The sequence below is a fragment of the Streptomyces sp. WM6386 genome, assembly GCF_000972385.1.
GTDB lineage: Bacteria > Actinomycetota > Actinomycetes > Streptomycetales > Streptomycetaceae > Streptomyces.
Genome location: NZ_JXTE01000022.1, coordinates 65,533 through 89,312, shown reverse-complemented (window position 1 = coordinate 89,312; position 23,780 = coordinate 65,533). Strand labels below are relative to the sequence as shown.

Genomic DNA, 23,780 nt, shown 5'->3' with positions numbered 1-23,780 from the left:
TTCTCCTCCTCAGACGTTCTCCACTGTCACCCCGCCCGCCGTCGCACCCAGCAGTGTCAGCCGTACGTCCTTGGGGCCCGCCTGCGTCGTACCGTCCGAGATGACCGCCAGGGCAAGGGTGTTGCTGCCCCTGGTACGCAGGACGCCGTTCGGCAGGACGAAGGTGTGCTGGGGGCCGACGTCGTTGATGTACTGGCCCATGTTCCAGCCGTTGAGGAAGATTTGCACCCGGTAGGCACGCCTCCGGTCGTCGTCGAGGGTGAGGGCGATCGAGGCGTCGACGCCGGGGTCGACGGACAGCCGGAAGGACGTGCGGTACCAGGTGACGCCCTGCCGCCGTTCCTCGCGCGGCAGCCGCACCGACTCCCAGTCGCCGTCGTCATGGCCGGGCAGATGCCAGCCCTCCCGCTCCCCGTACAGACCGCCGTTGTTCAGCGGCCCGCGCACCGGATCGGCCGCGGCCGCGCCCTGGAGCCGCCAACTCGCCTTCGGCGAGGCGCCCTTGAACCGTACGGCCGTCAGCCCCCGGGCCGCCTTGTGCGTGTCGAGCGACTCGCCGTCCATGTCGTGCTGCATCCGCCGTACGAGGACCGACAGCACATGCTCGCCCCGCTCCCTCAGCTTCTCCGGCACCTCGAAGTCCGCCGTGTCCGTCCAAGTGCCCTTCCGGGCCGTCTTCCTGTCCGGTACCGGCATCCGGTGGGTGCCCAGCGGTTCCCCGTCCAGCCAGGCCATCAGGAGGCCCTGGGTGCCGGTGCTGTAGGCGAGGGAGACCGACTCCGTGTCCTCGGCGTCGGTGAGGCGGCCGCGGTACCAGACGTCGCCGTAGTGGAAGCCGTAGTCGTCCGCGAAGAGCACCGGCTGCCCCTCGGGGACCGGGGTGGTGCTGAACGAGCTCTTCCTGTCGGCCCGTTGCCACGCCGAGTCGTCGAAGTCCGGTGCGGACTCGGGGTTCTCGGTGCGGCGCCGCCAGCCCTTGTCGAGGGCGGGCAGGGACACGGCGCCCACACCGGGCAGGGGCTTGAGGGCGATGAGGCTGTTGGTGGCGCTGACCCGGGTCGGTACCGGCTGTCCGTTCCAGGTGACCTGGCCGATACCGCGCGGCCCCCACACCTCCAGGCCGGTCACCACGGTCGTGTCACCGGTGAGGTGCACGGTGGAGCCCTCCAGGGTGACGGACCGCACCAGCGACGGCCCGTACACCAGCACCGTCCCGGACGGGGTCTCGTACGGCCACAGCCGCAGCGCGGTCTCGTCGTCGGCGAAGAAGAGCAGCAGCGGGCGCCCGGAGCCGCCGTTCTCCACCTTCACGCGGGCCAGCAGGCCCACGCCGAGCGGGGCGGTCACCCGCAGCAGACCGCGGTCGTAGATCCACGCCGGTTCCGCGTCGAGGCGGGTCGCCGTCGGCTCGTCCGGGCACTCCAGGACGACCTGGGCCATGTCGCCGTGCCGGCCGGAGAAGACGGCGATGTCCTGCCGCCCGGCGGCGACGAACATCGCGAGCTGGGCGGTGGCGTACCTCAACGTCCGCCGCCCGAGCTTCAGGTCGGTGGTGATCAGCCGGGCGTCATGGGCCGGGACGGTCATCGGCACCTCGATGCCGGCGTCCGGCAGGGGTACGGAGACGTCCTCGGCGGAGTCGTTGCGCACGACGTAGACATGGGAGCCCGTGTCGCGGTTGGTCAGGTGGTACACCTTCAGCCGGTCGTCGGGGGACGGCACGCCCCTGGCCCGGTCCAGTTTCGCGAAGTCCGGGACCTGCCGCAGCAGATGACCGAGCTGATGCATCGGGGCGAGCTTCGCCGTCTGCCGGCGCCCCTCGTCGAGGACCGCCCCGTAGTCGTACGACGTGTAGACCTGCGGCGCGGGCAGCCAGCCCCACGAGGTGCCGCCGAACGTCATGTAGACGTTGTGCAGTGTGATCCCGTTGGCGAGGTTGGTGAGATGGAAGCGCCGCTCGTACGCCGCGTCCCGGGTCCGCCGTGACTCCTCGTACCCCTTGCCGTCGAACGCCGTCCCGCCCCACGGATCGGGCCGGCCGCCGCCGAACTCCGGGAGGAAACCCGGGGTCTTCGGGCTGGCCTTCGCGGCCCGCGCCGGCTGTGTGCCGAAGCGACCCCAGTCCTGCGGGATCTCGTCAGGCTCCGGATACCCGTCGAAGCCGTACAGCCAACTCCCCTTCTTGCCACCGGTGTCGAACGACCCGGGCGCCCAACGTCCCTCGCGGGTCTTGTCGTTGTGGAAGAGGGGTACGTCGATCCCGTCCGCCCGCACCTTCTTGTACAGGTGGGACATGTACGCGCGGCCGTCCGCGCCGGTGACGTCGTACGCGTTCTCGATCTGGTAGAGCAGGACCGAGCCCTTGCCCCTGGTGTAGAGATGCCGGGCGGCGATCGCGTTCACCCGCGTCAACCACTCGTCGGCGTACGACAGATAGGTGGGGTCGGTGGTCCTGGCTCTGCCCTCGGTCGCCGTCAGCCAGCCAGGGAAGCCGCCCGCGTCGACCTCGGCGTTGATGTACGGGCCCGGGCGCAGGATCACGTACAGGCCGGTCTCGGCGGCCGTGCGCAGGAACAGGTCCAGGTCGCGGACGCCCGTGAAGTCGTACTCACCGGGCGCGGGGGAGTGGAGGTTCCAGGCCACGTAGACGCTCACCGCGTTGTAGCCGTGCGCGCGCATCTTCTGCAGCACGTCCCGCCACAGCGACGGGCTCGGCAGCCGGAACGGATGCATCTCGCCCGACCACAGGACCAGCCGGCGGCCGTCGACCAGCAGCGAATACCGGTCGAAGCCGACGTTGTGCGCGCTGCCGTCGGCGCTGGGCGGGCTCGGTGGAGGGCCCGTGGGCGTGAGTCCGGGCGCGGCGGAGGACGGCAGCGCACCGCCACTGCCGGTCAGCGCCAGGCCGAGCGCGGTCGTGCCGGCCAGTGCGCTGAAGGTTCGTCTGCTGAGCTCCACGCGAGCGTCGCCTCCTGTTGTGCCTGCGTTTCCCGGGACGCGAGGGAGGGACCATTCTCCACGCCCGGCGCGGCACGCCTCACAATGGGCCCATGAGGATCTCGGCACGGGCGGACTACGCGGTACGAGCGGTACTGGAGCTCGCCGTACGACAGGGCGACGGCCCGGTGAAGGCGGAGGCCATCGCCGCCACCCAGGACATTCCGCACAAGTTCCTGGAGGGCATCCTCGGTGACCTGCGGCGCGGTGGTGTCGTCGACAGCCGGCGCGGCGGCAACGGCGGTTACCGGCTGGCCCGTGACGCGGCGAAGATCACGGTCGCCGATGTGATCCGGACCGTGGACGGCCCCATCGTCTCCGTACGAGGTGAACGCCCCACCGAGCTCTCCTACACCGGCTCCGCCCAGCCGCTGCTGCCCCTGTGGATCGCGCTGCGGGCCAATGTGCGCCGCATCCTGGAGGTCGTCACCATCGCCGACATCGCCGCGGACGCCCTGCCGGGGCCGGTACAGGCGCTGGCGGCGGAGCCGGCGGCATGGGAGAACCCGTAGGGCCCCTGTCTGTGAGTGCGCTCATCCGGGTCTAATGCTGTCCTCAGTTTGACGCCCTACCGTCGCGTCCCGTTCGGCTGCGGGAGCGGTTCCTGTCCCCGCTCGGCCTGGTCGCCGGGTTCCTCGACGCGACCGGTGGCGGCGGCTGGGGGCCGGTCGGTACGCCCGCGCTGCTGGCCGGCGGGCGGATGGAGCCGCGCGAGGTGATCGGCTCGATCGACACCAGCGAGTTCCTGGTCGCCGGTCGCCGCCTGGCTCGTCCGGCTGGTCCCGCCGCGGGTCCTGGGCTCCGCGGTGGGTGGCGTCATCATCGTCACCAACGTCCGTACGCTGCTGAAGAGCGACTGGATCGGCGCGAGCGGTTCGGTGAGTGCCGTGGTGTACGTCGTCCTCTACGCGGTGTGGGCCGCCGCTCTGACGTACTCGATCCGTGCCTACCGTCAGGAGAAGGCAGCACAGACCGACCACGCCGAGCGGCAGCCCGTCGGCGCCTGAGGGTCGGCTTCCGGCCGTCAGCGCTCGACTCTCAGCTCTGGACCGTCAGCGCGTGACCGTCAGTCGCTGTTGACGCCCACGGTGAGGGTCGCCTTGTAGCCGTCGGAGACGCTGGAGCCCAGGGCGGTCAGGGTCAGCAGGCCGGAGGAGGCGCCGCCGTCGTCGTAGATGGTGTCGTTCTCCAGCAGGGTCTCCTGGGTGGTGTTCGCGGAGTACGGCGAGGTCGCCTGGATCTCGGTGTTGATGTCCTGGTCGAAGAAGAGCTGACCGGTGTGGATGATCTCGCCGCCGGTGTACGAGTCGTCGGTGAGCGTGACGTCCGTGTGCACCCGCATATGGACGTGCACGGCGCGCGAGACGTAGTGCCCGGGCCAGATCGAGGTGATGTCGCACTCGCCGTTCTCGTCGGTCAGCCGACCGCCGCGCAGGAACGTGCCGTTGTCCTCCTCGTCGTGGCCGTTGCCGCCCACGAAGCCGGAGTACTCGCCGAGGTGGTCGCAGTGCCAGATCTCGACCAGGGCGTCGGCGAGCGGGGCGCAGTCGTTGGCCAGGTCGACGACCGTGAAGGTGTACTGGACCTCGAAGCCTTCCTTGTCCTCGCGGATGTCCTCGCGGACGAGGGCCCCTTCGAGGGAGTACGGACCCTCGGTGACCTCGGCGTTCAGCACGCACACGCTGCTGGTCGCCGAAGTGGAGGCCTCGGTGGAGGCGGAGGCGGCGCCGGTGGCGGCTCCCTTCGTCGGTTTGTTGCCCTTGCCCGGGTCGGCCGAGGCGAGACCGGCGGCCGCGAGGCCCCCCGCCACCGCCACGGTGCCGCCGCCGATCAGGACACGGCGGCGCTGGAGGCCCTTGTCCCTACGGTGCCGGCCGGGCTGCTGCTCGTCGTGGTGCTCGGTGCCTTGCTCGCTGTGGTGCTCGTTGTTTCCCGTCATGCCGAGAGAAGTTAGGGGGCCAGCTGAAGAAATCCTTAATGTGCGGCTGTGAATAGGCTGGGGACGGATTCGTCAACGGCCCCTTATTTCCGCAGAGTTCAGACACTGTGAAGAGAATGTGAAAAGCGCACCTGTGAATGGCTTGAGTTCGACCTGCCCGTGAGGTGTGTCTCTCCCTACGGTCCGGGGTGCAACCAACCACCCCCCACCCTTCAGGGAGAGACCATGGCTGGTGGACTCCTGCTGGGCGGCGCCCTCGCCGCTCTGCTCACCACCGCACTGCCCGCACAGGGCCCGTCCGACGGGTTCGAGGACCCGCCGCCGGACAAGATCGTCATCAAGGTCGCCACGGTGAACGGCTCCGGCTGCCCGGCCGGTACGACCGCGGTCGCCGTCTCCGAGGACAACACGGCGTTCACGGTGACGTACAGCGACTACCTCGCTCAGGCGGGCGGCAACTCGGACCCGACGGCCTTCCGCAAGAACTGCCAGCTCAACCTGATCGTCCATGTCCCGCAGGGCTTCACATACGCCATCGCCAGCGCCGACTACCGCGGCTTCGCCGCACTCCAGTCGGGGGCGAGCGCCACGCAGAGAGCGTCGTACTACTTCCAGGGCTCACCGAGCACGGCGTTCCGGTCGCACCCCTTCAGCGGCCCGTACAACGACAACTGGCAGGCGACCGACTCCACCGACTGGGCCCAACTGGTGTGGGCACCCTGCGGAGTTCAGCGCAACTTCAACATCAACACGGAGCTCCGGGTCAACGCGGGGACAAGCTCCGCGAGCAAGGTCAGCTTCATGACGATGGACTCGACGGACGGGGACATCAGCACGGTGTACCACATGGCGTGGAAGGAGTGTCCGGAGTCGTAGAGCGGCTCTCCCCGGGTCCCGCCGCCGGCGGCGGGACCCGGGGAGGCAGGAATCAGCGCTCGATGCCGAGGGTCAGGGTCCCGGTATAGCCGGCCGAGGGTGAGGAGCCCAGTGCGGTGAGGGTGAGGAGGCCGGAGGCGGCTCCTCCTTCGTCGTAGATGGAGTCCTGGGCGAGGGTGGTGCGGGTGACCGTGTTCGCCGAGTACGGCGAGAGCGCGCCGACTCTCGCGGTGATCGTCTCGTTGAAGAAGAGCTGTCCGGTGTGGAGTTCGGCGCCCCCGGTGAAGGAGCCGTCGGAGGTGAGTGTGACGCCGGTGTGCACCTTGATGTGGATGTGGACGCAGCGGCCGCGGTACCAACCGGGGTAGACGGTGGTGATGTTGGCGACGCCGCTGGAGTCGGTGAGGACGCCGCCGCGCAGGAAGGTGCCGTTGTCGGGCTCGTTGTGGCCGTTGTTGCCGACGTAGCCGGAGTACTCGCCGAGGACGTCGGAGTGCCAGATCTCCACGAGGGCGCCTGGGATCACGGCGCAGGTGTCGTCGTCGACGACGGTGAGGGCGAGGTTGAGCCGGAAGCCGGTCTTGTCCTCGCGGATGTCGGCGCGGACGAGCGCGCCGTCCAGGTAGTAGGGGCCTTCGGTCATCTCCTTCGTGAGGGTGCAGACGGCCGCGGCGGCGACGGGGGCGGTGTCGGCCGCGTCGGCTGTGGGGGCTTCGGGCGCGGCGGCGGTCACGGCGAGGGCGGCTGCCGTGGCTCCGGTGGCGATCAGTACGGTGCGGCGCCCGATCGGGGTGGGGGTTGCTTCCGAAGTGTCTGTCATGAACACGGCACCATAGGAAGGGATGCTGTTGGTGAGCTGTCAGTTGGGCAAAGTGACGGAGCGTCAAGTTCCTTGTCGGTCAGGGTTTTCGAGGTTCGTTTGTACGGGAGGCCGGGGTGCGGTCCGGATCTTTGTGGGTTCTGCCAGTAAGGCCGTCCGTCGTGGCTCGTAGAGACTGCCGAGGCCGAGGACATCACGAGGCTTACGGGAGGACATCGCGATGAGCGTGCAGCAGTACGACGAGATCGGTGAGGCGTTCGAGGGGTTCAAGTCCCTGCCGCTGGCGAGGTACGGGGAGGTGCCGAGCTTCCTGGGGCTGGTCGGGGACGTGCGCGGCAAGTCGGTCCTCGACCTGGCCTCCGGGACCGGGTTCTACAGCCGGGAGTTCAAGCGGCGTGGGGCGGCGGAGGTGCTCGGCATCGACATCTCCGGTGAGATGGTCGCCGCGGCACGGAGGTTCGAGGAGCGCGAGCCGCTGGGGGTGCGGTACGAGGTGGGCGATGTGGCCGAACTCCGGCCTCTTGAACGGCGCTTCGACATCGCCACCGGGGTCCAGCTGCTCAACTACGCCCAGGACATCGCCGCCCTGGAGCGGATGTGCCGCAATGTGCACCGGAGCCTGAAGCCCGGCGCCGAGTTCTTCGTGCTCGCCCAGAACCCGGACTACGGCATGGACGACCCGGCCCTGTCCAAGTACGGCTTCCGCTGCGAGTCCACCGGCGAGGAGGCCGAGACCGGACCGCGCGTACGGATCACGGCACTGCTGGACCCACCGATCTCGTTCGTCGCCACCTGTCCGCGCCGCGAGGTCTACGAGTCCTGTCTGCGGGCGGCCGGCTTCGACGCACCGACCTGGCTCCCGCTGGAGATCTCCGAGGCGGGCCTGCGTGAGTTCGGTACGGACTTCTGGACGGACCTTCTCGCCGCCCCGCCGCTGGAGATGTTGCGCTGCCGGGCCTGACGAGGGTGGGGGCTGGTCCGGTTGTGGAGCCAGTGATTGGCAGATGTGTCTCATCCCGGGCGCCGGCCACCTGCGCTTTCCCGGCCGTGGCGGGGACGGATCTGCCAATCGTCGGCGCCGCCGGGCGGGGTGGCACCGGGGACTCGCGGGCATGTGCGCCCCCGCTCCGACTTCGGACCGGGGGCGCGACGGTGGGTCAGTTCGCGGCGCAGGCCAGGTGCCAGCTGCCGTAGGAGCCGCTGACGTAGGCGCCGTCGTCCACGTGGCCGACGCGGAAGTAGAAGCAGGCGTTCTCGTTCATGTCGGTGTCGTAGACGTAGGCGTTGTTCAGGTCCCACCCGGTGTAGCCGCCGGTGTAGTCCACGCTGATCTTCGTGTTGCTGGTGGACGGACTGCCCGTGGTGGGATTCGTGTACTGAAGGCGCACGCCCTTGCCGTCCGTACAGACGTCGATGATCTTGAAGGTGTCGCCCACGTCGTAGAAGTACGCGGCCCCACAGGAGTTGCTGGACGCGCCCGTGTAGGTCGAGGCGTAGGACGAACCCGCCGTCCCGATCACGAGAGCCGCCGCGGCGAGGGCGGGTATGGCGAGGCGTCTGAGCTTGGGCATGCCGAGGTCTCCTTGCAGGGCAAAGGGGGGAGCATGGGGGTGCTCACGCGATCTTCACGTTATGCACGGACTATGCCCAATATTTGATCTCTGTACAAGATCTGTTCGGTTGCGAACTCCTGTGAATGTCAGGGCCATTGACGCGCAAGTGATTCGACTCTACGGTCCGTCCGAATTGACGATCGCCGACCGAAATCTCGAACACCTTCCCCTCTTCCGTCAAGGAGGCCCGTGTGAGCCGCACCTCGCGCGTCCGAACCACCCTCCTCGCCCTCCCCGCAGCCCTCCTGCTCGCCCTGATCCCCAGCAGCGCCTCCGCGTACCCCAACCCCGGGACGGTCACCGGCGCCACCGTCGTCCACGACCCGACGATGATCCGCACGTCCGCGGGTCGCTACCTGCTCTACGGCACCGGCGGCGGACTCGGCTACAAGACCTCCACCGACCGGATCGCCTTCTCGGCCGGGAGCGACGCCTTCACCACCAAGCCGAGCTGGTGGTCGTCGTACGCCACGGAGGCGTGGGCGCCCGACATCTCGTACCAGGGCGGCAAGTACCTGATGTACTACGCCGTCTCGACCTTCGGGTCCAACAAGTCGGCGATCGGGCTGGCGACTTCATCGACCGGCCTCCCCGGCTCCTGGACCGACTACGGCACGGTCTACACCTCCACCACCTCCAGCGACTACAACGCCATCGACCCGAACCTCTTCGTCGACGGCGACGGCAAGTGGTGGCTGTCGTTCGGCAGTTGGTGGACCGGGCTGAAGATGATCCAGATCGACCCCGGCACCGGGAAGCAGCTCTCCTCCAACACCACCCGGTACTCCATCGCGTCCCGCCCCACCGGGACCAAGGCCGTCGAGGCGCCGTACATCGTCAAGCGCAACGGCTACTACTACCTCTTCGCCTCGTACGACACCTGCTGCGCCGGCACCAGTTCCACGTACAAGGTCAAGGTCGGCCGCGCCACCAGCGTCACCGGGCCGTACTACGACAAGAACGGCGTCTCGATGATGAACAACGGCGGGACGCCCGTCCTGGAGTCGCACGGGCGGTACATCGGCCCCGGCGGGCAGTCGATCATGAGCGACTCCGACGGTGACCTGATCGTCTACCACTACTACGACGGCAACGACAACGGCACCCCCAAACTCGGCATCAACCTTCTGAACTGGAGCAGCGGATGGCCCGTCGCCTACTGACCCTGCTGGCCGCACTGGTCCTCGCCCTCTCCCTCGGGCAGTCCTCGGCGAGCGCGGCCTCCTTCGCCAACCCCATCAAGGTGCAGAAGGGCGCCGACCCCTGGATCTCGTACTACAACGGCAACTACTACCTGGTGACGACGAGTTGGACCAACGTCATCACCATGAGGAAGTCCGCCACGCTCGCCGGCCTCGCCACCGCCCCCAACATCCAGGTATGGACCGGTGACAACGCCTCGCGCTGCTGCAACATCTGGGCGCCCGAGCTGCACTTCCTCAACGGCAAGTGGTACCTGTACTACGTCGCCGGGCAGAACATCACCGACTACAACGCCACCCAGCGCACCCATGTCCTGGAGAGCGCGGGCACGGACCCCACGGGCCCGTACACCTACAAGAACCAGCTCAACTCCGCCTGGATGCTGGACCCGACGGTCGCGACCATCAACGGTCAGCTCTACCTCTTCGGTAGCGCGAGCGGCGGCACCCAGAACCTCGTCGCGGCCCGCATGTCCAACCCGTACACCCTGGCCACCGGCTTCTCGACGATCTCCACGCCGACGTACTCCTGGGAGACGTCCGGCGGCACGGTCAACGAAGGCCCCGAGATCCTCCAACGGAACGGCCGGACCTTCCTGATCTACTCGGGCAGCGGCTGCTGGACACCGGACTACAAGCTCGGCCAGCTCACCCTGACCGGCTCCGATCCGCTGACCTCCTCCTCCTGGACCAAGAAGTCGACGCCCGTCTTCCAGCGCAACGACTCCGCCGGCGTCTACGGCCCCGGCCACAACGGCTTCTTCACGTCCCCCGACGGCACCGAGAACTGGATCGTCTACCACGCCAACGACTCGGCCTCCGACGGCTGCGACAACGGCCGTACCACCCGCGCCCAGAAGTTCACCTGGAACTCCGACGGCACCCCCAACTTCGGCACCCCGGTGGCCCTGGGTTCGAGCATGACCGGCCCGTCCGGAGAACCGTCGACCACCTCCACGACGTACACCATCTCCAACCGCAACAGCGGCAAGTGCCTTGACGTCGCCGGTAGTTCGACGGCCGACGGCGCCAACGTCCAGCAGTACACCTGCAACGGCGGCAACAACCAGAAGTGGCGCGTCGAGGACCAGGGCGACGACACCAGCCGCCTCGTCAACGTCGCCACGGGCAAGGTCCTGGACACCGCCGACTGCTCCAGCGCCGACGGCGCCGACCTGCGCCAGTGGAGCTGGCTGAACAACACCTGCCAGAAGTTCAGGTTCGTGGCGACCGACAACAGCTGGGTGAGGATCGTCAATCAAGCCACGGGGAAGGTGGCGGACGTCTCGAACTGCTCCACGGCGGACGCGGCGGACGTCAGGCAGTGGACCTGGCTGAACAACAACTGCCAACAGTGGAAACTGAACCCGGCGTAACCAAGACGCGCCCCGAAGGGGCGCGGGGCTGTATCGATTTGCGGCTCCGCCGCGTGGCGCGACCAGCCACATCGGACCCGCAGTCGCCCCGCGTCACCAGCCCCTACGGTGAATGGGCGAACGTAACGTCACGCCCCCGCAGCGTTGGGCCAGCTCCCGGAGTTCGGCCACCCCGTAGCCGGCGCGGGCGCCAGCCCGTTCGTCCCCCGAACCTGCGCCGCCGTGAGCCCACCCCGAGCCGGCACCCCGGGCGGGGTGGGCCCGGAAGGCGCGGCGAAGGGCGACGGAGCGGCCGCGGCCGGAGCCATCGGCTGAGGCATCTGCGGAACCTGCGGCATTTGCGGCATCTGCGGAACCTGCGGAGCAACCGGCATCGGCTGCGGCATCTGCGCGGCGGCCGGCATGGGCATGGGCATCGGCATCGGCATACCCACGCCCCCCGTCGAACCGCCGGAGGCCATCGCCTGGGCGGCGAGCCCCGGCATCCCCGCCCCGTTGGACGCGCCGACCAGCCGGTCCACGGCCGCCGTACCCGAGCTGTAACTGGTCCCGTTGGCCAGCTCGGGCACGGCGGCTCCCCTCCTGGTCCCGTAGAGCACCTGTTCCAGGCCGGACACCAGGCGACGGACGTCCACCTGGGGGCGCACCACGAGTCTCAGGAAGCGGCTGGACGAGCCGATCTTGTTGCCGCACTCGCGGACCAGGATCCGGTGCTCGGTGAGCAGTCGGTCCCGGACCACGGTGCCTTCGGCGCCCACGGGGAGGCGCACGAACAGGAAGTTGCCCTGGGAGGGGTAGACGGTGAGGCCGGGCAGCGAGGCGAGCTGGCTCGACATGTCCAGCCGGTCCCGGTAGACCTGCTGAAGGCTCTGCGCGTACTCGGCGCCGTGCTCCTTGAGCATGAACACCACGTACTCGGCGAAGGCGTTGAGGTTCCACTTCGGCAGCATCGAGCGGACCCGGCCGGCGAGCGCCGGGTTGGCGACCATGTAGCCGAAGCGGATGCCGTGCAGACCGAAGTTCTTGCCGAGCGAGCGCAGGACGATGACGTTCGGGCGCAGCATGGCCTCCTGCACCACCGACGGCTCCGCCTCCGCGTCGGCGAACTCCAGGAAGCTCTCGTCGATGACGATCAGGTCCAGATCCGCCATCGCGTCCATGAACTGCACGATCGCGTGCTTGTGCAGGAAGCCGCCGTCGGGGTTGTTCGGGTTGCAGATGACGGCCGCCCGGGTCCCCCTGGCCCGGATGAACTCGGCGTACTGCGCGAGGTCCAGGGCGAAGCCGCTGGATTCCTGGAGCGGGAACATGTCGACGCGCTTGCCGGTCTCCATCGGCTGGTCGGTCCAGCGGCCGAAGGTGGGGACGGGGATGGCGAGGGACTCACGGACCAGCAGGTGGTCTATCCAGGTGATGAGTTCGGTCGAGCCGTTGCCCATCGCCACGGCCTGCGGCGGGAGTTGGAGGAGGTTGCAGAGCTCGGACGTGATGGTGTCGGCGCTGCTGGGGTAGTACGTGATGATGTCGCGGAGGCGGCTGGACATCTCGTCCCACATCCCCGGTGTGGGGAAGTACGGATTGACCGGAATACAGAAGTCGATCGGGCCCGCCCCGTCGCCGGCCGCCCGCGTCAGCGCCGCCATCGACGGGCTGTGTGCCGCGGTGGCTCGGAACAGCGAGGTGACGTTCTCGGCCATGGAACCTCCGTATGGGGCGGACCCGGTGGGGACGACCGGGACCGTCGTCTTTAGGTGGCCCGCGCGGGGGAGCACGGGCCGCCCATACATACGAAGGCTGCGGAGGCGCTGTTCAACCGCTGAGAAATCGGTAAGAAGTTGTGTGCCACCTGTGAAGAAGTTTCACAGGTGGCGCGGCGTCACGCGTGGAACGTGTGAATCGTCGTCGTGCGGTACGTCTCGCCCGGCCGCAGCACGGTCGACGGGAACGACGGGTGGTTCGGGGAGTCAGGATAGTGCTGTGTCTCCAGGCACAGCGCATCGCCCTGCCGGTAGGTGCGCCCGCTCGGGCCGACCAGGGTGCCGTCCAGGAAGTTGCCCGAGTAGAACTGCACGCCGGGCTCGTTGGTGGCGATCTCCAGGGTGCGGCCGGAGGACGGGTCGTGGAGGGTCGCGATGGGCTTGGGGGCGGCCGTGATCCCTTTGTCCAGCACCCAGTTGTGGTCGTAGCCCTTGGCGGCGAGCAGCTGGGGGTGTCCGGTGCGCAGGTCCCGGCCGATCGGCTTGGACTCGCGGAAGTCGAAGGGGGTGCCGTCGACGGGCGCCAGTTCACCGGTCGGGATCAGGCCCGGGTCGGTGGGGGTGAAGTGGGAGGCGGTGAGCCGGAGTTCGTGGTCCTCGATGGTGCCGCTGCCCTCGCCGGCGAGGTTCCAGTAGACGTGGCTGGTGAGGTTGACGACCGTGGTCCGGTCGGTGGTGGCCTCGTAGTCGATGCGCCAGTCGCCCTGGTCGGTGAGGGTGTACGTCACCTTCGCGGTGAGCGTGCCGGGGTAGCCCATCTCGCCGTCGGCGGAGGTGTACGAGAGGTGGAGGCCGACGTCGGTGCCCCGGGTGAAGGGCGTCACGTTCCAGACCGCGGTGTCGAAGCCCCGGAGGCCGCCGTGCAGGCTGTTCTCGCCGTCGTCAACGGAAAGTTGGTGTGTCTCGCCGTCCAGGGTGAACCGGCCCTTGCCGATGCGGTTGCCGTACCGGCCGATCAGCGCGCCGAAGTACGGGCTGGAGTCGACGTAGTCCTCGATACGGTCGAAGCCCAGGGTGATGTTCGCGTACCGGCCGTGCCGGTCGGGGACCTCCAGGGACTGCACGATCCCGCCGTACGACAGGACCTTCATGCGGGTGCCGCCGTTATCCAGCGACCAGCGGTGGATCTCCGTCCCGTCGGCGAGCTTGCCGAAGAGGGTCTTCACCGGTGCCTCCTATGGGAAGGGCCCCGCCGCGTGGCGGGGCCCGATCCGATCCGGTCGATCAGTTCTACGAGCCGGACTTGCGCTTGTTCCAGACGTCGAACCCGACCGCGGCCAGCAGGGCGAGGCCCTTGATGACCTGCTGCCAGTCGGAGCCGACGCTGAGGAGGTTCATGCCGTTGTTCAGGACGCCGAGGACGACACCGCCGATGATCGCGCCGAGGACGGTGCCGACACCGCCGCTCATGGACGCGCCACCGATGAACGCCGAGGCGATGGCCTCGAGTTCGTAGTTGAGACCCGCCTTCGGGGAGGCCGCGTTCAGTCGGGCCGCGATCGCCAGACCCGCCAGGGCGGCGAGCGCGCCCATGTTCAGGAAGACGAGGAAGACGACCTTCTTGTCCTTGACGCCGGACAGCTTCGCGGCCGGCAGGTTGCCGCCGATCGCGTAGATGTGACGGCCGAAGACGGCGTTGCGCATGACGTAGCCGTAGCCGACGACCAGCGCACCCAGGATCAGCAGGATGATCGGCGCGCCCTTGTAGCTGGCGAGCAGCATCGTGACGACGAGGACCGCGGCGACGATCGAGACGAGCTTCAGCAGGAAGATGTTCCGCGGCAGCACGTCGAGGGAGAACTCCTGCTGGCGCTTGCGGTCGCGGACCTCCTGGAGGACCACGAAGACCATCAGCGCGAGGCCGAGCAGCAGCGTGATGTTGTGGTAGTTGGTGTCGGGGCCGGTCTCCGGCAGGAAGCCGTTGCCGATCTTCTGGAGGCTGTCCGGGAACGGGCCGAGGGTCTGGCCCTCCAGCAGGATCTCGGTGAAGCCGCGGAAGACGAGCATGCCGGCGAGCGTGACGATGAACGACGGTATGCCCAGATACGCGATGAGGAAGCCCTGGATGGAGCCCGCTATCGCGCCGACTATCAGGCACAGCACCACGGCGACGGGCCACGCCACGTCGTGCTGCACGGTCAGTACGGCCGCGAACGCGCCCACGAACGCGGTCAGCGAGCCGACCGACAGGTCGATGTGGCCCGCGATGATGACCAGCATCATGCCGATCGCGAGGATCAGGACGTAGCTGTTCTGGAGGACCAGGTTGGAGACGTTGCGCGGCTGGAGCAGCACGCCGTCGGTCCAGACCGCGAAGAGGGCGACGATCAGACCGAGGGCGATCAGCATGCCGTACTGGCGCATGTTGCGGCGCAGGCCGTCCAGCATCAGCTGCAGCAACCCGCTGTCGGAGGACGCTCCTGCGGACTTCCCGGGCGGTGCCGCCGCCGGGGTCTTGGTCACGTCGGTGCTCATCGGGTTACCTCTTTGTCCTTGGTCATCTGGCGCATCAGCGATTCCTGCGAGGCCTCTTCCCGAGAGAACTCGCCGGTCAGCCGTCCCGCGGCCATCGTGTAGATGCGGTCGCACATACCGAGCAGCTCCGGCAGCTCGGAGGAGATGAAGACGACCGCCTTGCCCTGGGCGGCCAGCTGGTCGATGACGGTGTAGATCTCGAACTTGGCACCCACGTCGATGCCTCGGGTCGGCTCGTCCAGGATCAGCACATCGGGACCCGTGAAGATCCACTTGCTGAGGACGACCTTCTGCTGGTTGCCGCCGGACAGCTTGCCCACCGGCTCGAAGACGGTCGGTGCCTTGATGTTCATGGACTTGCGGAAGCCCTCGGCGACCTGCCGCTCCTGGTGCTCGTCGACGATGCCCCGCTTGGACACCTTGCCCAGCGCGCTGAGCGAGATGTTGCGGTTGATGGTGTCGATGAGGTTGAGGCCATAGTGCTTGCGGTCCTCGGTGACGTAGGCGATGCCGTGTCCGACCGCCTCGGAGACGCTCTTGGTGCGGATCTCCTTGCCGTCCTTGAGGACCGTGCCGCCCGCGTGCCGGCCGTAGGTGCGGCCGAAGACGCTCATGGCGAGTTCGGTACGTCCCGCACCCATCAGGCCCGCGATGCCGACGATCTCCCCGCGCTTGACGTTGATCGACACGTCGTCGACCACCTTGCGCGCCTGGTCGATCGGGTGGTGCACGGTCCAGTCGCGGATCTCCAGGGCCGGAGCCTCCTCCGACTCGCCCTTGTACGCGGTGCGTTCGGGGAAGCGGTGGTCGAGGTCGCGACCGACCATGCCGGAGATGATCCGGTCCTCGCTGGTCTCCTTGGCCTTCACGTCGAGCGTCTCGATCGTCTGCCCGTCGCGCAGGATGGTCACCGAGTCGGCGACCTTGCGGATCTCGTTGAGCTTGTGGGAGATGATGATCGAGGTGATGCCCTGGTTCTTCAACTCCAGGATGAGATCCAGGAGTTTGCCGCTGTCCTCGTCGTTGAGAGCCGCGGTCGGCTCGTCGAGGATGAGCAGCTTCACCTTCTTCGAGAGCGCCTTGGCGATCTCCACGAGCTGCTGCTTGCCCACGCCGATGTCGGCGACGCGGGTCTCCGGGTGGTCGCTCAGACCGACCCGGCGCAGCAGCTCACTGGCGTGGCGCAGGGTCTCGCGCCAGTCGATCAGCCCGCCCTTGGCGTGCTCGTTGCCGAGGAAGATGTTCTCCGCGAGGGAGAGGTAGGGCACCAGCGCGAGCTCCTGGTGGATGATCACGATGCCGCGATCCTCGCTCGCGCGGATGTCCTTGAACTCGCAGCGATCCCCCTCGAAGAGGATCTCGCCCTCGTACGTGCCGTGCGGATGGACGCCGGAGAGCACCTTCATCAAGGTGGACTTACCGGCGCCGTTCTCACCGCAGATGGCGTGGACCTCGCCCTGCCGGACGGTCAGTGTGACGTCCGAGAGCGCTTTGACACCGGGAAAGGTCTTGACGATCGAGCGCATTTCCAGGACGGGTCCCGCCATGGTCGTGCCTTCCAATCTCTGTTCTGTCTACAGGCGGTGAAGGACTACTTGAGGTCGCCCTCGGTGTAGTAGCCGCCGTCGATCAGGACCTGCTTGTAGTTGGTCTTGTCGACGCTCACCGGCTTCAGCAGGTAGGCGGGGACGACCTTGGCACCGTTGTCGTAGGTCTTGGTGTCGTTGGTCTCCGGCTTCTTGCCGTTGAGGACCGCGTCCACCATGCTGCCGGCGACCTTGGCGAGCTCACGGGTGTCCTTGTAGACGGTCTGCGTCTGCTGGCCCGCGATGATCGACTTCACCGAGGCGAGCTCGGCGTCCTGGCCGGTGAGGACCGGCAGCGGCTTGCTCTTGGTGCCGTAGCCGTCGGACTTCAGCGCCGACAGGATGCCGATCGAGATGCCGTCGTAGGGCGAGAGGACCGCGTCGACCTTCTTGCTGGAGTACGACTTGGTCAGGATGTCGTCCATGCGCTTCTGCGCCGTGGCGCCGTCCCAGCGCAGCGTGGTGACCTGGGTGAGGCCCTTCTGGCCGGACTGGATGACCAGCTTCTTGCTGTCGATGTACGGCTGCAGGACGCTCATCGCGCCGCCGAAGAAGTACTTGGTGTTGTTGTCGTCGTTGGAGCCGGCGAAGAGTTCGAGGTTGAAGGGGCCCTTGCCCTCCTTCAGACCGAGCTTCTCGACGATGTAGTTGGCCTGGAGCTCGCCGACCTTGGTGTTGTCGAACGACGCGTAGTAGTCGACGTTCGCCGAGCCGAGGATGAGACGGTCGTAGGCGATGACCGGGATGTTCGCGTCCTTGGCCTGCTGGAGCACGCCGCCCAGGGACTTGTTGTCGATCGCCGCGACGATGATCGCCTTGACGCCCTTGGTGATCAGGTTCTCGATCTGCGAGACCTGGTTCTCCGGGTCGTCCTCGCCGTAGACCAGGCTGGTCTTGTAGCCCTTGGCCTCCAGGTCCGCGACGACGTTCTTGCCGTCGGCGATCCAGCGCTCGGAGGACTTGGTCGGCATCGAGATGCCGATGGTGCCGCCCTTGGCGCTGCCGGTCTCCTCCGCGCTGCCGCCCTCGCTGTCCTGGCCGCAGGCCGAGAGGGTGAGGGTGAGCACGGCCGAGGTGGCTATGGCGGAGAGTGCGGCTCTACGGTTCAGCATGATCATCTTCCTTGATGTTCTAGGGGCCATGGGCGATCCGGCGGTGCGGGTGCCTGTCGGTGGAGCTGGGTCGACCGAGAGAAGTTGTGTCGGAGTCTGTGCGACTCCGTCGGCTTCTGTGAAGGGGCGTTGTCCGTAACGTTATGCAGGCGTTTCGAATCGCTTCAGCGCGCCGGGCAGTCGCGAGCCGAGCGGCGCCATGTCGCCGTCCGCTCCATGCCGTGCGAGCAGGTCCAGGGCGAGCCGTCCGCGCCGCACTCTCTCCTTGGCGGTGGACAGCGTGAGCTCGCGCATGTGATGCCCGTACGGGTAGATCCCGGGGGCCTTCGACAGGCCGAACTTCAGATAGAGCGGTGCGCCGCGCCGGATCAGCTCGGCGACCTCGTACATCCGGATGTAGCCGCCGAGGTCGTCGGGGGCCTCGATGTACATGTCCATGGGAGCGCCCGACACCCGGCGGATCTCGGTGAGGTGATCCAGTGTCAGATCGCTGGGCACGTTGATCGAGTCGCCGCCGAGGTTCTCGTAGACGGCGTACGCGGCCGGGTTCACCGGCCCGATCAGCGCCGACACCTTCAGCGTCGTGTCGGCCGGAATGATCCCGGCGACCCGCGCCCGGTGCAGCGCCCACAACACGCCCTCGTCGGCGACGAGCAGGCACTTCACACCCAGCTCGGTGGCGCGTACGGCGTCCTCGACGCACCCGGCGACCGCGTCGTACCCACGGGCGCGCAGCCCGCCGCCCTTGGAGTCGGTCCGGGTCGAGCCGCCGATGTCCCAGGTGCCGCGGGGGCCGGTGAACAGGCAGAGCTCGATGTCACGCTCGGCGGTCGCCTCCACCATCTCGGTGATCTCGGCGTCGGTGAGCATCCAGATGCCGGACCCCTGGCTGATCCGATGGATCGGCACATCGAGCCGCGAGGACTCCTTGAGGACCACGGCGAGGGCCTCGGGACCCTCGACGGAGGGCACTTCGGTGCGCCAGCGTCCGCCACCGGGGAAGGTGTGCGGGGACGCGTCGGACGGGTCGAGGGCCGGCGCGTTCAGGCCGAGCGCGGCGAGCGCCTGCTCACCGGGTCGTCGGGCCGCACTGGCGGTGGTCTCGGTCACAAGCTGTCCTTCAGGTTCGATATTTCGGACGAGGGTCGCGGCTCTGGATGGAGAAGGCCTTGGATGTACGCCGGTACGAAGTCGTCAGGTACCCCGTACCGGCGTACGGCTCAGAGATGTGTCACGGCCGGAGGAGGACCTTTCCGACCTTCGGGTCGCCGGACCCCACCAAGTCGATGGCCTGCGCAAACTCATCCAGCGGCAGCTCGTGCGTGACGAGCGGCAGCGGATCGAGCAGCCCGGCCCCGAAGACCCGCACGGTGTGCGCCCAGGCATCCGGCGGCGCCCCGAACACGGTGTGCACCTCCAGCTGGCGTACGACGAGATCGGTGGGGTCGAGGCCGTCGGCACCCGGCGCCGGGATACCGGTGAGGACGAGCCGGCCACCGCGTCTGAGCAGCGAGGCCGCGGTGTTCGCGGCCGACGCCGACCCGGCGGTCTCGATGACGACGTCGAAGTCGTCGGGCAGCTCCTGGTCCCGGGTGCGGAAGTCGGTGGCGCCGAACTTCTTCGACAGCTCCGCACGGTCCGGGCGGGTGCCGACCACCAGCAGCTCCGAGGGCGAGCCCGCCTTCAGGAACTGCACGGCGAACATCCCGAGCGTCCCCGTGCCCACCACCGCGACCCGCTCACCGGGCCGCGCGTTCGCCTTGAGCGCGGCGGCCGCGATGCACGCGGCGGGCTCCAGGAGCGCCGCCGCCGTCAGGTCGGCGTCGTCCGGGAGGGCGTGCAGCAGCCGGGCGGGCAGGGTGAGCGTGGTGGCCATGGCACCGGGCTGGGTGAACCCGGTCTCCTCGTAGCCGGCCGTGCACAGCGTGGTTTCGCCCTCGTGGCAGCGGTCGCAGACCTGGCAGTTGCGGAAACCCTCGCCCACCACCTTGCGGCCCACCAGCGAGGCCGGAACCCCGGAGCCCACCGCCACGACCGTGCCGGACCACTCGTGGCCCGGGGTGAGCGGGTAACGGACGTACCCCTCGGGCCGGTTGCCCTGGTACACCTCGCGGTCGCTGCCGCAGATGCCGACCGCGTGGACGCGGACCAGGGCCTCCCCGGCGGCGGGCTCACGAGGGGTGTGCTCGACGAGCTCGTGCTCGCCGGGCGCCCCGATGACGACGGCCGTGCTCACTGCTCGGCGCCCTTGGGCTTGCGCTGCTCCCAGCCGTCGGCCCACAGGTCGAAGCGGGCCTGCTGCTGCGGGAACTCGGCGGCGGCGTCGACGTCCAGCTCGACGCCGAGGCCAGGGGCGTCGGAGAGGTGGAAGTAGCCGTCCACGACCTGCGGGGCGCCCTTGACGACCTTCTTGATGTCCGCGTCGGCGAAGTCGTTGAAGTGCTCGAGGATCTTGAAGTTCGGCGCGGTGAAGCCGACCTGGAGCGAGGCGGCGGTCAGGACCGGCCCGCCCACGTTGTGGGGCGCGACCAGCATGTAGTGGGTCTCGGCGGTCGCGGCCAGCTTCCGGGTCTCCCAGATGCCGCCGATGTGGCCGACGTCGGGCTGGATGATGTCCACGGCCTGGCTCTCGAAGAGCTCGCGGAACTCGATGCGGTCGTGGATCCGCTCACCGGTGGCGACCGGCATGTCGACCTTGGCGGCGACCTTCTCCAGCGCCTTCAGGTTCTCCGGCGGCACCGGCTCCTCCAGCCAGGCGGGCTTGAAGGGGGCGAGGTCCTTGGCGAGCCGCACGGCGGTGGCGGGGGAGAACCGGCCGTGCATCTCCAGCATCAGCTCGGCGTCGGGGCCGATGGCGTCCCGGACGGCCTCGATGAGGGAGACGGCGTACATGCTCTGCTCGTGGTCGAGCTCGAAGTGCCCGGTGCCGAAGGGGTCGATCTTGAGCGCCTTGTACCCGCGCTCCATGACCCCCTGGGCGGCCTTGTGATAGGCCTCCGGGGTCCGCTCGGTGGTGTACCAGCCGTTGGCGTACGCCTTGACCTTGTCGGTGACCTTGCCGCCCAGCAGCTGCCAGACCGGGACGCCCAGGGCCTTGCCCTTGATGTCCCAGCAGGCCATCTCGATCACGGCGATACCGGACATCACGATCTCGCCGGCCCGGCCGTAGTCGCCGTACTTCATCCGCTTGACGAGATCCTCGACAGCGAACGGGTCCGACCCGAGAATGTGGTTGGTCTGCGCCTCGTGCAGATAGCCGAGCAGGGCGTCGGTGTGGCCCAGCATGCGGGTCTCGCCGACTCCGGTGAGCCCCTCGTCGGTGTGCACCTGGACGTAGGTCAGGTTCCGCCATGGCGTCCCGACCACGTGCGTGCTGATTCCCGTGATGCGCACGTCAGCTACTCCTCTAGACTTTCCGGCTTGTTCGAAATTTCGGCTCACGTTCGAAATGCTGGCCTGACGGTAAGGATGTCTCGGCCGGGGTGTCAATGGGTCGGATGGTCGAACGGCGTAACGGTCTTGGTGACGTACACAACCGTCCGGTATTTCAACTCCCGCAGCCTGCGGCGTTATTCAACCGTGACGCCTTCCCTGCTGCAGCCCTCTTGACCGCCATGAATTGTTAGCGCTCACAATGTGCACCGCATCCGATCACCGACCGCCAGGAGGTGCGACCGTGAACCACTTACAGCTCCGGCCGCCCACCATGGCCGATGTGGCACGCCTTGCCGGGGTGTCCCATCAGACCGTGTCCCGCGTTCTGGGGGATCATCCCAACGTGCGGGACGAGACCCGGGCCAGAGTGCTGCGTGCGATCGAGGAGATGGGCTACCGCCGCAACTCCTCCGCCCGGGCCCTGGTCACCCGGCGCACCCGGACCCTGGGTGTGGTCGCCTCCAACACCACGCTCTACGGACCGGCCAGCACCCTGTTCGCGCTGGAGGACGCGGCGCGCGCCGCCGGGTACACCGTCTCGACGGTCAGTCTGCGCAGGCTGGCGGTGGAGACGCTCTCCGAGGCCCTGGACCATCTCAGCGAGGGCGGGGTGGAGGGGGTGATCGCCCTCGCTCCCCAGCGCTCCGCGGTCGAGGCCCTCGCCGAACTCCGCCATCCCTTCCCGGTGGTGGCCGTGGGGACCGGGTCCGGCGCGGAGATCCCCAGCGTCAACGTGGACCAGCAACTGGGCGCACGCCTGGCCACCGGCCATCTGCTGGCCGCCGGCCACCGGACGGTCTGGCATCTCGCCGGGCCCGAGGACTGGCAGGAGGCGGCCGACCGGGAGACCGGCTGGCGGGCGACCCTCGAAGCGGCGGGCATCGAGCCGCCGACGTCGCTGCGGGGGGACTGGAGCCCGCTTTCGGGCTACCGTGCGGGCCAGGAACTGGCCGGCTGGGTGGGCCGTGGACTCACCGCCGTCTTCGTCGCCAACGACCAGATGGCGCTGGGGGTGTTGCGGGCGCTGCGTGAGGCGGGCGTGCGCACTCCCCAGGACGTCGCGGTGGTCGGCTTCGACGACATCCCGGAATCGGAGTTCTTCGCGCCACCGCTCACCACCGTCCGGCAGGACTTCGCGACGGTGGGCAAGCACAGCATCGCCCTGCTGCTGGACCTCATCGAGGGGCGGGCCCCCTCCGGGGCGCCCGGAGTCGCCATCGAACCCCATCTCGTGGTCCGGGCCAGCACCGCTCCCGACTGACACGGCACCACGGCACCAAACGGTCACAATTCGTACACCAGTGTGACCGATATTTCGAATAACGATCGACAGGCTGGACGCAGTGAGTCGGTCCTCGCGAGTAACTGCGGTCCTCCCCGGACCGGCTCTTCAAAGGAGAAGACATGCTCAACAGAAGGAACTTCCTCACCGCGGCGATCGGCGTTGCGGCGGCGGGCACCCTGGCCGCCTGTGCCAAGGAGGACGACAGCTCCAGCGACTCCGCAGGCGGCGGCAGCAAGACGATCACCCTCGGCTTCTCCCAGGTCGGCTCCGAGAGCGGCTGGCGCACGGCCAACAGCGACTCGGTGAAGTCCGCGGCCAAGGAGGCGGGCTACAAGCTGCAGTTCTCCGACGCCCAGCAGAAGCAGGAGAACCAGATCTCCGCCATCCGCAGCTACATCTCGCAGAAGGTCGACGTCATCGCCTTCTCCCCGGTGGTCGTCACCGGCTGGGACGCGGTGCTCAAGGAGGCCAAGGCCGCGAAGATCCCGGTGGTCCTCACCGACCGCTCGGTCGAGACCTCCGACGAGTCCCTCTACGTCACCCTGGTCGGCTCCGACTTCACCGACGAGGGCCGCCGCGCCGCCAAGATCCTCGAGAAGGTCATCGAGAAGGCCGGCCTCAAGGGCGACGTGAAGATCGCCCAGCTGGAGGGCACCACCGGTGCCGCCCCCGCCATCGAGCGCGCCAAGGGCTTCAAGGAGGTCATGGACGCCGACCACGCCGACGACTGGAAGATCGTCGTCAGCCAGACCGGTGACTTCACCCGCGCCGGCGGCAAGCAGGTCATGGCGGCCTTCCTGCAGTCCAACCCGGACATCAACGTCCTCTACGCCCACAACGACGACATGGGCATCGGCGCCATCCAGGCCATCGAGGCGGCCGGCAAGAAGCCCGGCAAGGACATCCTCATCGTCACGGTCGACGGCGTGAAGGACGGCTTCGTCGCGATGTCCGAGGGCAAGATCAACGCCATCGTCGAGTGCAACCCGCTGCTCGGCCCCCAGCTGATGGAGGTCGTCAAGACGGTCCACGAGGGCGGCTCGGTCGAGCGCTGGATCAAGACCAAGGAGAGCGACTTCATGCAGGACCAGGCCAAGGCCGCGCTCCCCGACCGCAAGTACTGACCGACTGGCGACGCCGCCGACTGGGGGTGCCGACCGACCGGGGGCGCTGACCGAGCGGGGGTGCCTGCCGACTGGGGGGTGCCTGCCGACCGGCGGTGCCGACCGACTGGGGGTGCCTGGCGACCGGCGCCGGCCGGCCGGTCGTACTGACTGGGCGCGGCGCCGACCGATTGCCGTGAAGAC

The 23,780-nt window shown here is 68.3% G+C and carries 20 protein-coding genes; 8 read left to right on the top strand and 12 right to left on the bottom strand.

The annotated features are described in order from the left end of the window. Positions 1-9: 9 nt before the first annotated feature. On the bottom strand, positions 10-2,958 hold the full coding sequence (locus tag TN53_RS16230; RefSeq protein ID WP_046259190.1) for a glycoside hydrolase family 35 protein: 2,949 nt from the start codon (positions 2,956-2,958) through the stop codon (positions 10-12). A 92-nt stretch (positions 2,959-3,050) separates the two neighbouring features. On the opposite strand from TN53_RS16230, the gene TN53_RS16225 reads away from it, so the two are divergent. Both TN53_RS16225 and TN53_RS48345 read left to right on the top strand, forming a co-directional pair. Next, positions 3,051-3,509: an RrF2 family transcriptional regulator gene (locus TN53_RS16225; RefSeq protein ID WP_046259189.1), complete on the top strand. Its 459-nt coding sequence runs from the start codon at positions 3,051-3,053 to the stop codon at positions 3,507-3,509. A 294-nt stretch (positions 3,510-3,803) separates the two neighbouring features. Then, positions 3,804-4,004: a hypothetical protein gene (locus tag TN53_RS48345; RefSeq protein WP_052745207.1), complete on the top strand. Its 201-nt coding sequence runs from the start codon at positions 3,804-3,806 to the stop codon at positions 4,002-4,004. Between the two features lie 59 nt (positions 4,005-4,063). Here the strand turns inward: TN53_RS48345 and TN53_RS16215 are convergent, their stop codons facing one another. Further along, positions 4,064-4,936, bottom strand: coding sequence for an intradiol ring-cleavage dioxygenase (locus tag TN53_RS16215; protein ID WP_046259188.1), 873 nt, complete (start codon positions 4,934-4,936; stop codon positions 4,064-4,066). Positions 4,937-5,161: 225 nt separating this feature from the next. Here TN53_RS16215 and TN53_RS16210 point away from each other — a divergent pair, with 225 nt between their 5' ends. Further along, entirely contained in the window at positions 5,162-5,812 is a 651-nt protein-coding gene (locus TN53_RS16210; RefSeq protein ID WP_046259187.1) for a DUF4360 domain-containing protein, read from the top strand. Positions 5,813-5,864: 52 nt separating this feature from the next. On the opposite strand, the gene TN53_RS16205 is transcribed toward TN53_RS16210, so the two are convergent. Next, complete coding sequence (locus TN53_RS16205; RefSeq protein WP_046259215.1) at positions 5,865-6,632, bottom strand: intradiol ring-cleavage dioxygenase; 768 nt, start codon at positions 6,630-6,632, stop codon at positions 5,865-5,867. A gap of 220 nt (positions 6,633-6,852) precedes the next feature. On the opposite strand from TN53_RS16205, the gene TN53_RS16200 reads away from it, so the two are divergent. Then, the gene (locus TN53_RS16200; RefSeq protein ID WP_046259186.1) at positions 6,853-7,593 is read left to right on the top strand and encodes a class I SAM-dependent methyltransferase; all 741 of its coding nucleotides are present in this window, start codon (positions 6,853-6,855) and stop codon (positions 7,591-7,593) included. 196 nt (positions 7,594-7,789) lie between these two features. On the opposite strand, the gene TN53_RS16195 is transcribed toward TN53_RS16200, so the two are convergent. Beyond that, positions 7,790-8,203, bottom strand: a complete 414-nt coding sequence (locus TN53_RS16195) for a hypothetical protein (protein WP_046259185.1) — start codon at positions 8,201-8,203, stop codon at positions 7,790-7,792. Positions 8,204-8,436: 233 nt separating this feature from the next. Here TN53_RS16195 and TN53_RS16190 point away from each other — a divergent pair, with 233 nt between their 5' ends. Continuing rightward, positions 8,437-9,408, top strand: a complete 972-nt coding sequence (locus TN53_RS16190) for an arabinan endo-1,5-alpha-L-arabinosidase (RefSeq protein WP_046259184.1) — start codon at positions 8,437-8,439, stop codon at positions 9,406-9,408. Then, the gene (locus tag TN53_RS16185) at positions 9,390-10,823 is read left to right on the top strand and encodes a family 43 glycosylhydrolase (RefSeq protein ID WP_046259183.1); all 1,434 of its coding nucleotides are present in this window, start codon (positions 9,390-9,392) and stop codon (positions 10,821-10,823) included. The genes TN53_RS16190 and TN53_RS16185 overlap by 19 nt, the downstream gene beginning before the upstream one ends. Positions 10,824-10,951: 128 nt before the next feature. On the opposite strand, the gene TN53_RS16180 is transcribed toward TN53_RS16185, so the two are convergent. From TN53_RS16180 to TN53_RS16145, 8 genes are all read right to left on the bottom strand, one after another. Further along, positions 10,952-12,520: a pyridoxal phosphate-dependent aminotransferase gene (locus tag TN53_RS16180; protein ID WP_046259182.1), complete on the bottom strand. Its 1,569-nt coding sequence runs from the start codon at positions 12,518-12,520 to the stop codon at positions 10,952-10,954. 179 nt (positions 12,521-12,699) lie between these two features. After that, positions 12,700-13,746 carry an aldose epimerase family protein gene (locus TN53_RS16175; protein WP_046259181.1) on the bottom strand — a complete coding sequence of 349 codons (1,047 nt, stop codon included), beginning with the start codon at positions 13,744-13,746 and terminating at the stop codon, positions 12,700-12,702. A gap of 64 nt (positions 13,747-13,810) precedes the next feature. Continuing rightward, positions 13,811-15,055 carry a multiple monosaccharide ABC transporter permease gene (mmsB, locus tag TN53_RS16170; protein WP_046259180.1) on the bottom strand — a complete coding sequence of 415 codons (1,245 nt, stop codon included), beginning with the start codon at positions 15,053-15,055 and terminating at the stop codon, positions 13,811-13,813. After that, the gene (gene mmsA, locus TN53_RS16165) at positions 15,052-16,602 is read right to left on the bottom strand and encodes a multiple monosaccharide ABC transporter ATP-binding protein (RefSeq protein ID WP_046259179.1); all 1,551 of its coding nucleotides are present in this window, start codon (positions 16,600-16,602) and stop codon (positions 15,052-15,054) included. Before mmsA ends, mmsB begins: the two co-directional genes overlap by 4 nt. A gap of 44 nt (positions 16,603-16,646) precedes the next feature. Beyond that, a complete protein-coding gene (gene chvE, locus TN53_RS16160; protein ID WP_046259214.1) occupies positions 16,647-17,753 on the bottom strand; it encodes a multiple monosaccharide ABC transporter substrate-binding protein in 1,107 nt (368 codons plus the stop codon). A gap of 141 nt (positions 17,754-17,894) precedes the next feature. Then, positions 17,895-18,863, bottom strand: coding sequence for a hypothetical protein (locus TN53_RS16155; protein WP_046259178.1), 969 nt, complete (start codon positions 18,861-18,863; stop codon positions 17,895-17,897). Between the two features lie 121 nt (positions 18,864-18,984). Continuing rightward, positions 18,985-19,989 (bottom strand): zinc-dependent alcohol dehydrogenase, encoded by a 1,005-nt coding sequence (locus tag TN53_RS16150; RefSeq protein ID WP_046259177.1) that lies wholly within the window; start codon positions 19,987-19,989, stop codon positions 18,985-18,987. Next, positions 19,986-21,146, bottom strand: coding sequence for a mandelate racemase/muconate lactonizing enzyme family protein (locus TN53_RS16145; protein ID WP_046259176.1), 1,161 nt, complete (start codon positions 21,144-21,146; stop codon positions 19,986-19,988). The genes TN53_RS16150 and TN53_RS16145 overlap by 4 nt, the downstream gene beginning before the upstream one ends. A gap of 283 nt (positions 21,147-21,429) precedes the next feature. Between TN53_RS16145 and TN53_RS16140 the strand changes: the two genes are divergently transcribed. Continuing rightward, positions 21,430-22,449: a LacI family DNA-binding transcriptional regulator gene (locus tag TN53_RS16140; RefSeq protein ID WP_046259175.1), complete on the top strand. Its 1,020-nt coding sequence runs from the start codon at positions 21,430-21,432 to the stop codon at positions 22,447-22,449. Between the two features lie 143 nt (positions 22,450-22,592). Next, positions 22,593-23,597, top strand: a complete 1,005-nt coding sequence (locus TN53_RS16135) for an ABC transporter substrate-binding protein (RefSeq protein WP_046259174.1) — start codon at positions 22,593-22,595, stop codon at positions 23,595-23,597. The last annotated feature ends 183 nt before the right edge of the window (positions 23,598-23,780 follow it).

Bases quoted from the DNA above. Each gene is read 5' to 3' on its own strand.
- TN53_RS16225 (WP_046259189.1), top strand. From the start codon at position 3,051: ATGAGGATCTCGGCACGGGCGGACTACGCGGTACGAGCGGTACTGGAG.
- TN53_RS16215 (WP_046259188.1), bottom strand. From the start codon at position 4,936: ATGACGGGAAACAACGAGCACCACAGCGAGCAAGGCACCGAGCACCAC.
- TN53_RS16210 (WP_046259187.1), top strand. From the start codon at position 5,162: ATGGCTGGTGGACTCCTGCTGGGCGGCGCCCTCGCCGCTCTGCTCACC.
- TN53_RS16205 (WP_046259215.1), bottom strand. From the start codon at position 6,632: ATGACAGACACTTCGGAAGCAACCCCCACCCCGATCGGGCGCCGCACC.
- TN53_RS16200 (WP_046259186.1), top strand. From the start codon at position 6,853: ATGAGCGTGCAGCAGTACGACGAGATCGGTGAGGCGTTCGAGGGGTTC.
- TN53_RS16195 (WP_046259185.1), bottom strand. From the start codon at position 8,203: ATGCCCAAGCTCAGACGCCTCGCCATACCCGCCCTCGCCGCGGCGGCT.
- TN53_RS16185 (WP_046259183.1), top strand. From the start codon at position 9,390: ATGGCCCGTCGCCTACTGACCCTGCTGGCCGCACTGGTCCTCGCCCTC.
- TN53_RS16180 (WP_046259182.1), bottom strand. From the start codon at position 12,520: ATGGCCGAGAACGTCACCTCGCTGTTCCGAGCCACCGCGGCACACAGC.
- mmsB (WP_046259180.1), bottom strand. From the start codon at position 15,055: ATGAGCACCGACGTGACCAAGACCCCGGCGGCGGCACCGCCCGGGAAG.
- mmsA (WP_046259179.1), bottom strand. From the start codon at position 16,602: ATGGCGGGACCCGTCCTGGAAATGCGCTCGATCGTCAAGACCTTTCCC.
- chvE (WP_046259214.1), bottom strand. From the start codon at position 17,753: ATGCTGAACCGTAGAGCCGCACTCTCCGCCATAGCCACCTCGGCCGTG.
- TN53_RS16135 (WP_046259174.1), top strand. From the start codon at position 22,593: ATGCTCAACAGAAGGAACTTCCTCACCGCGGCGATCGGCGTTGCGGCG.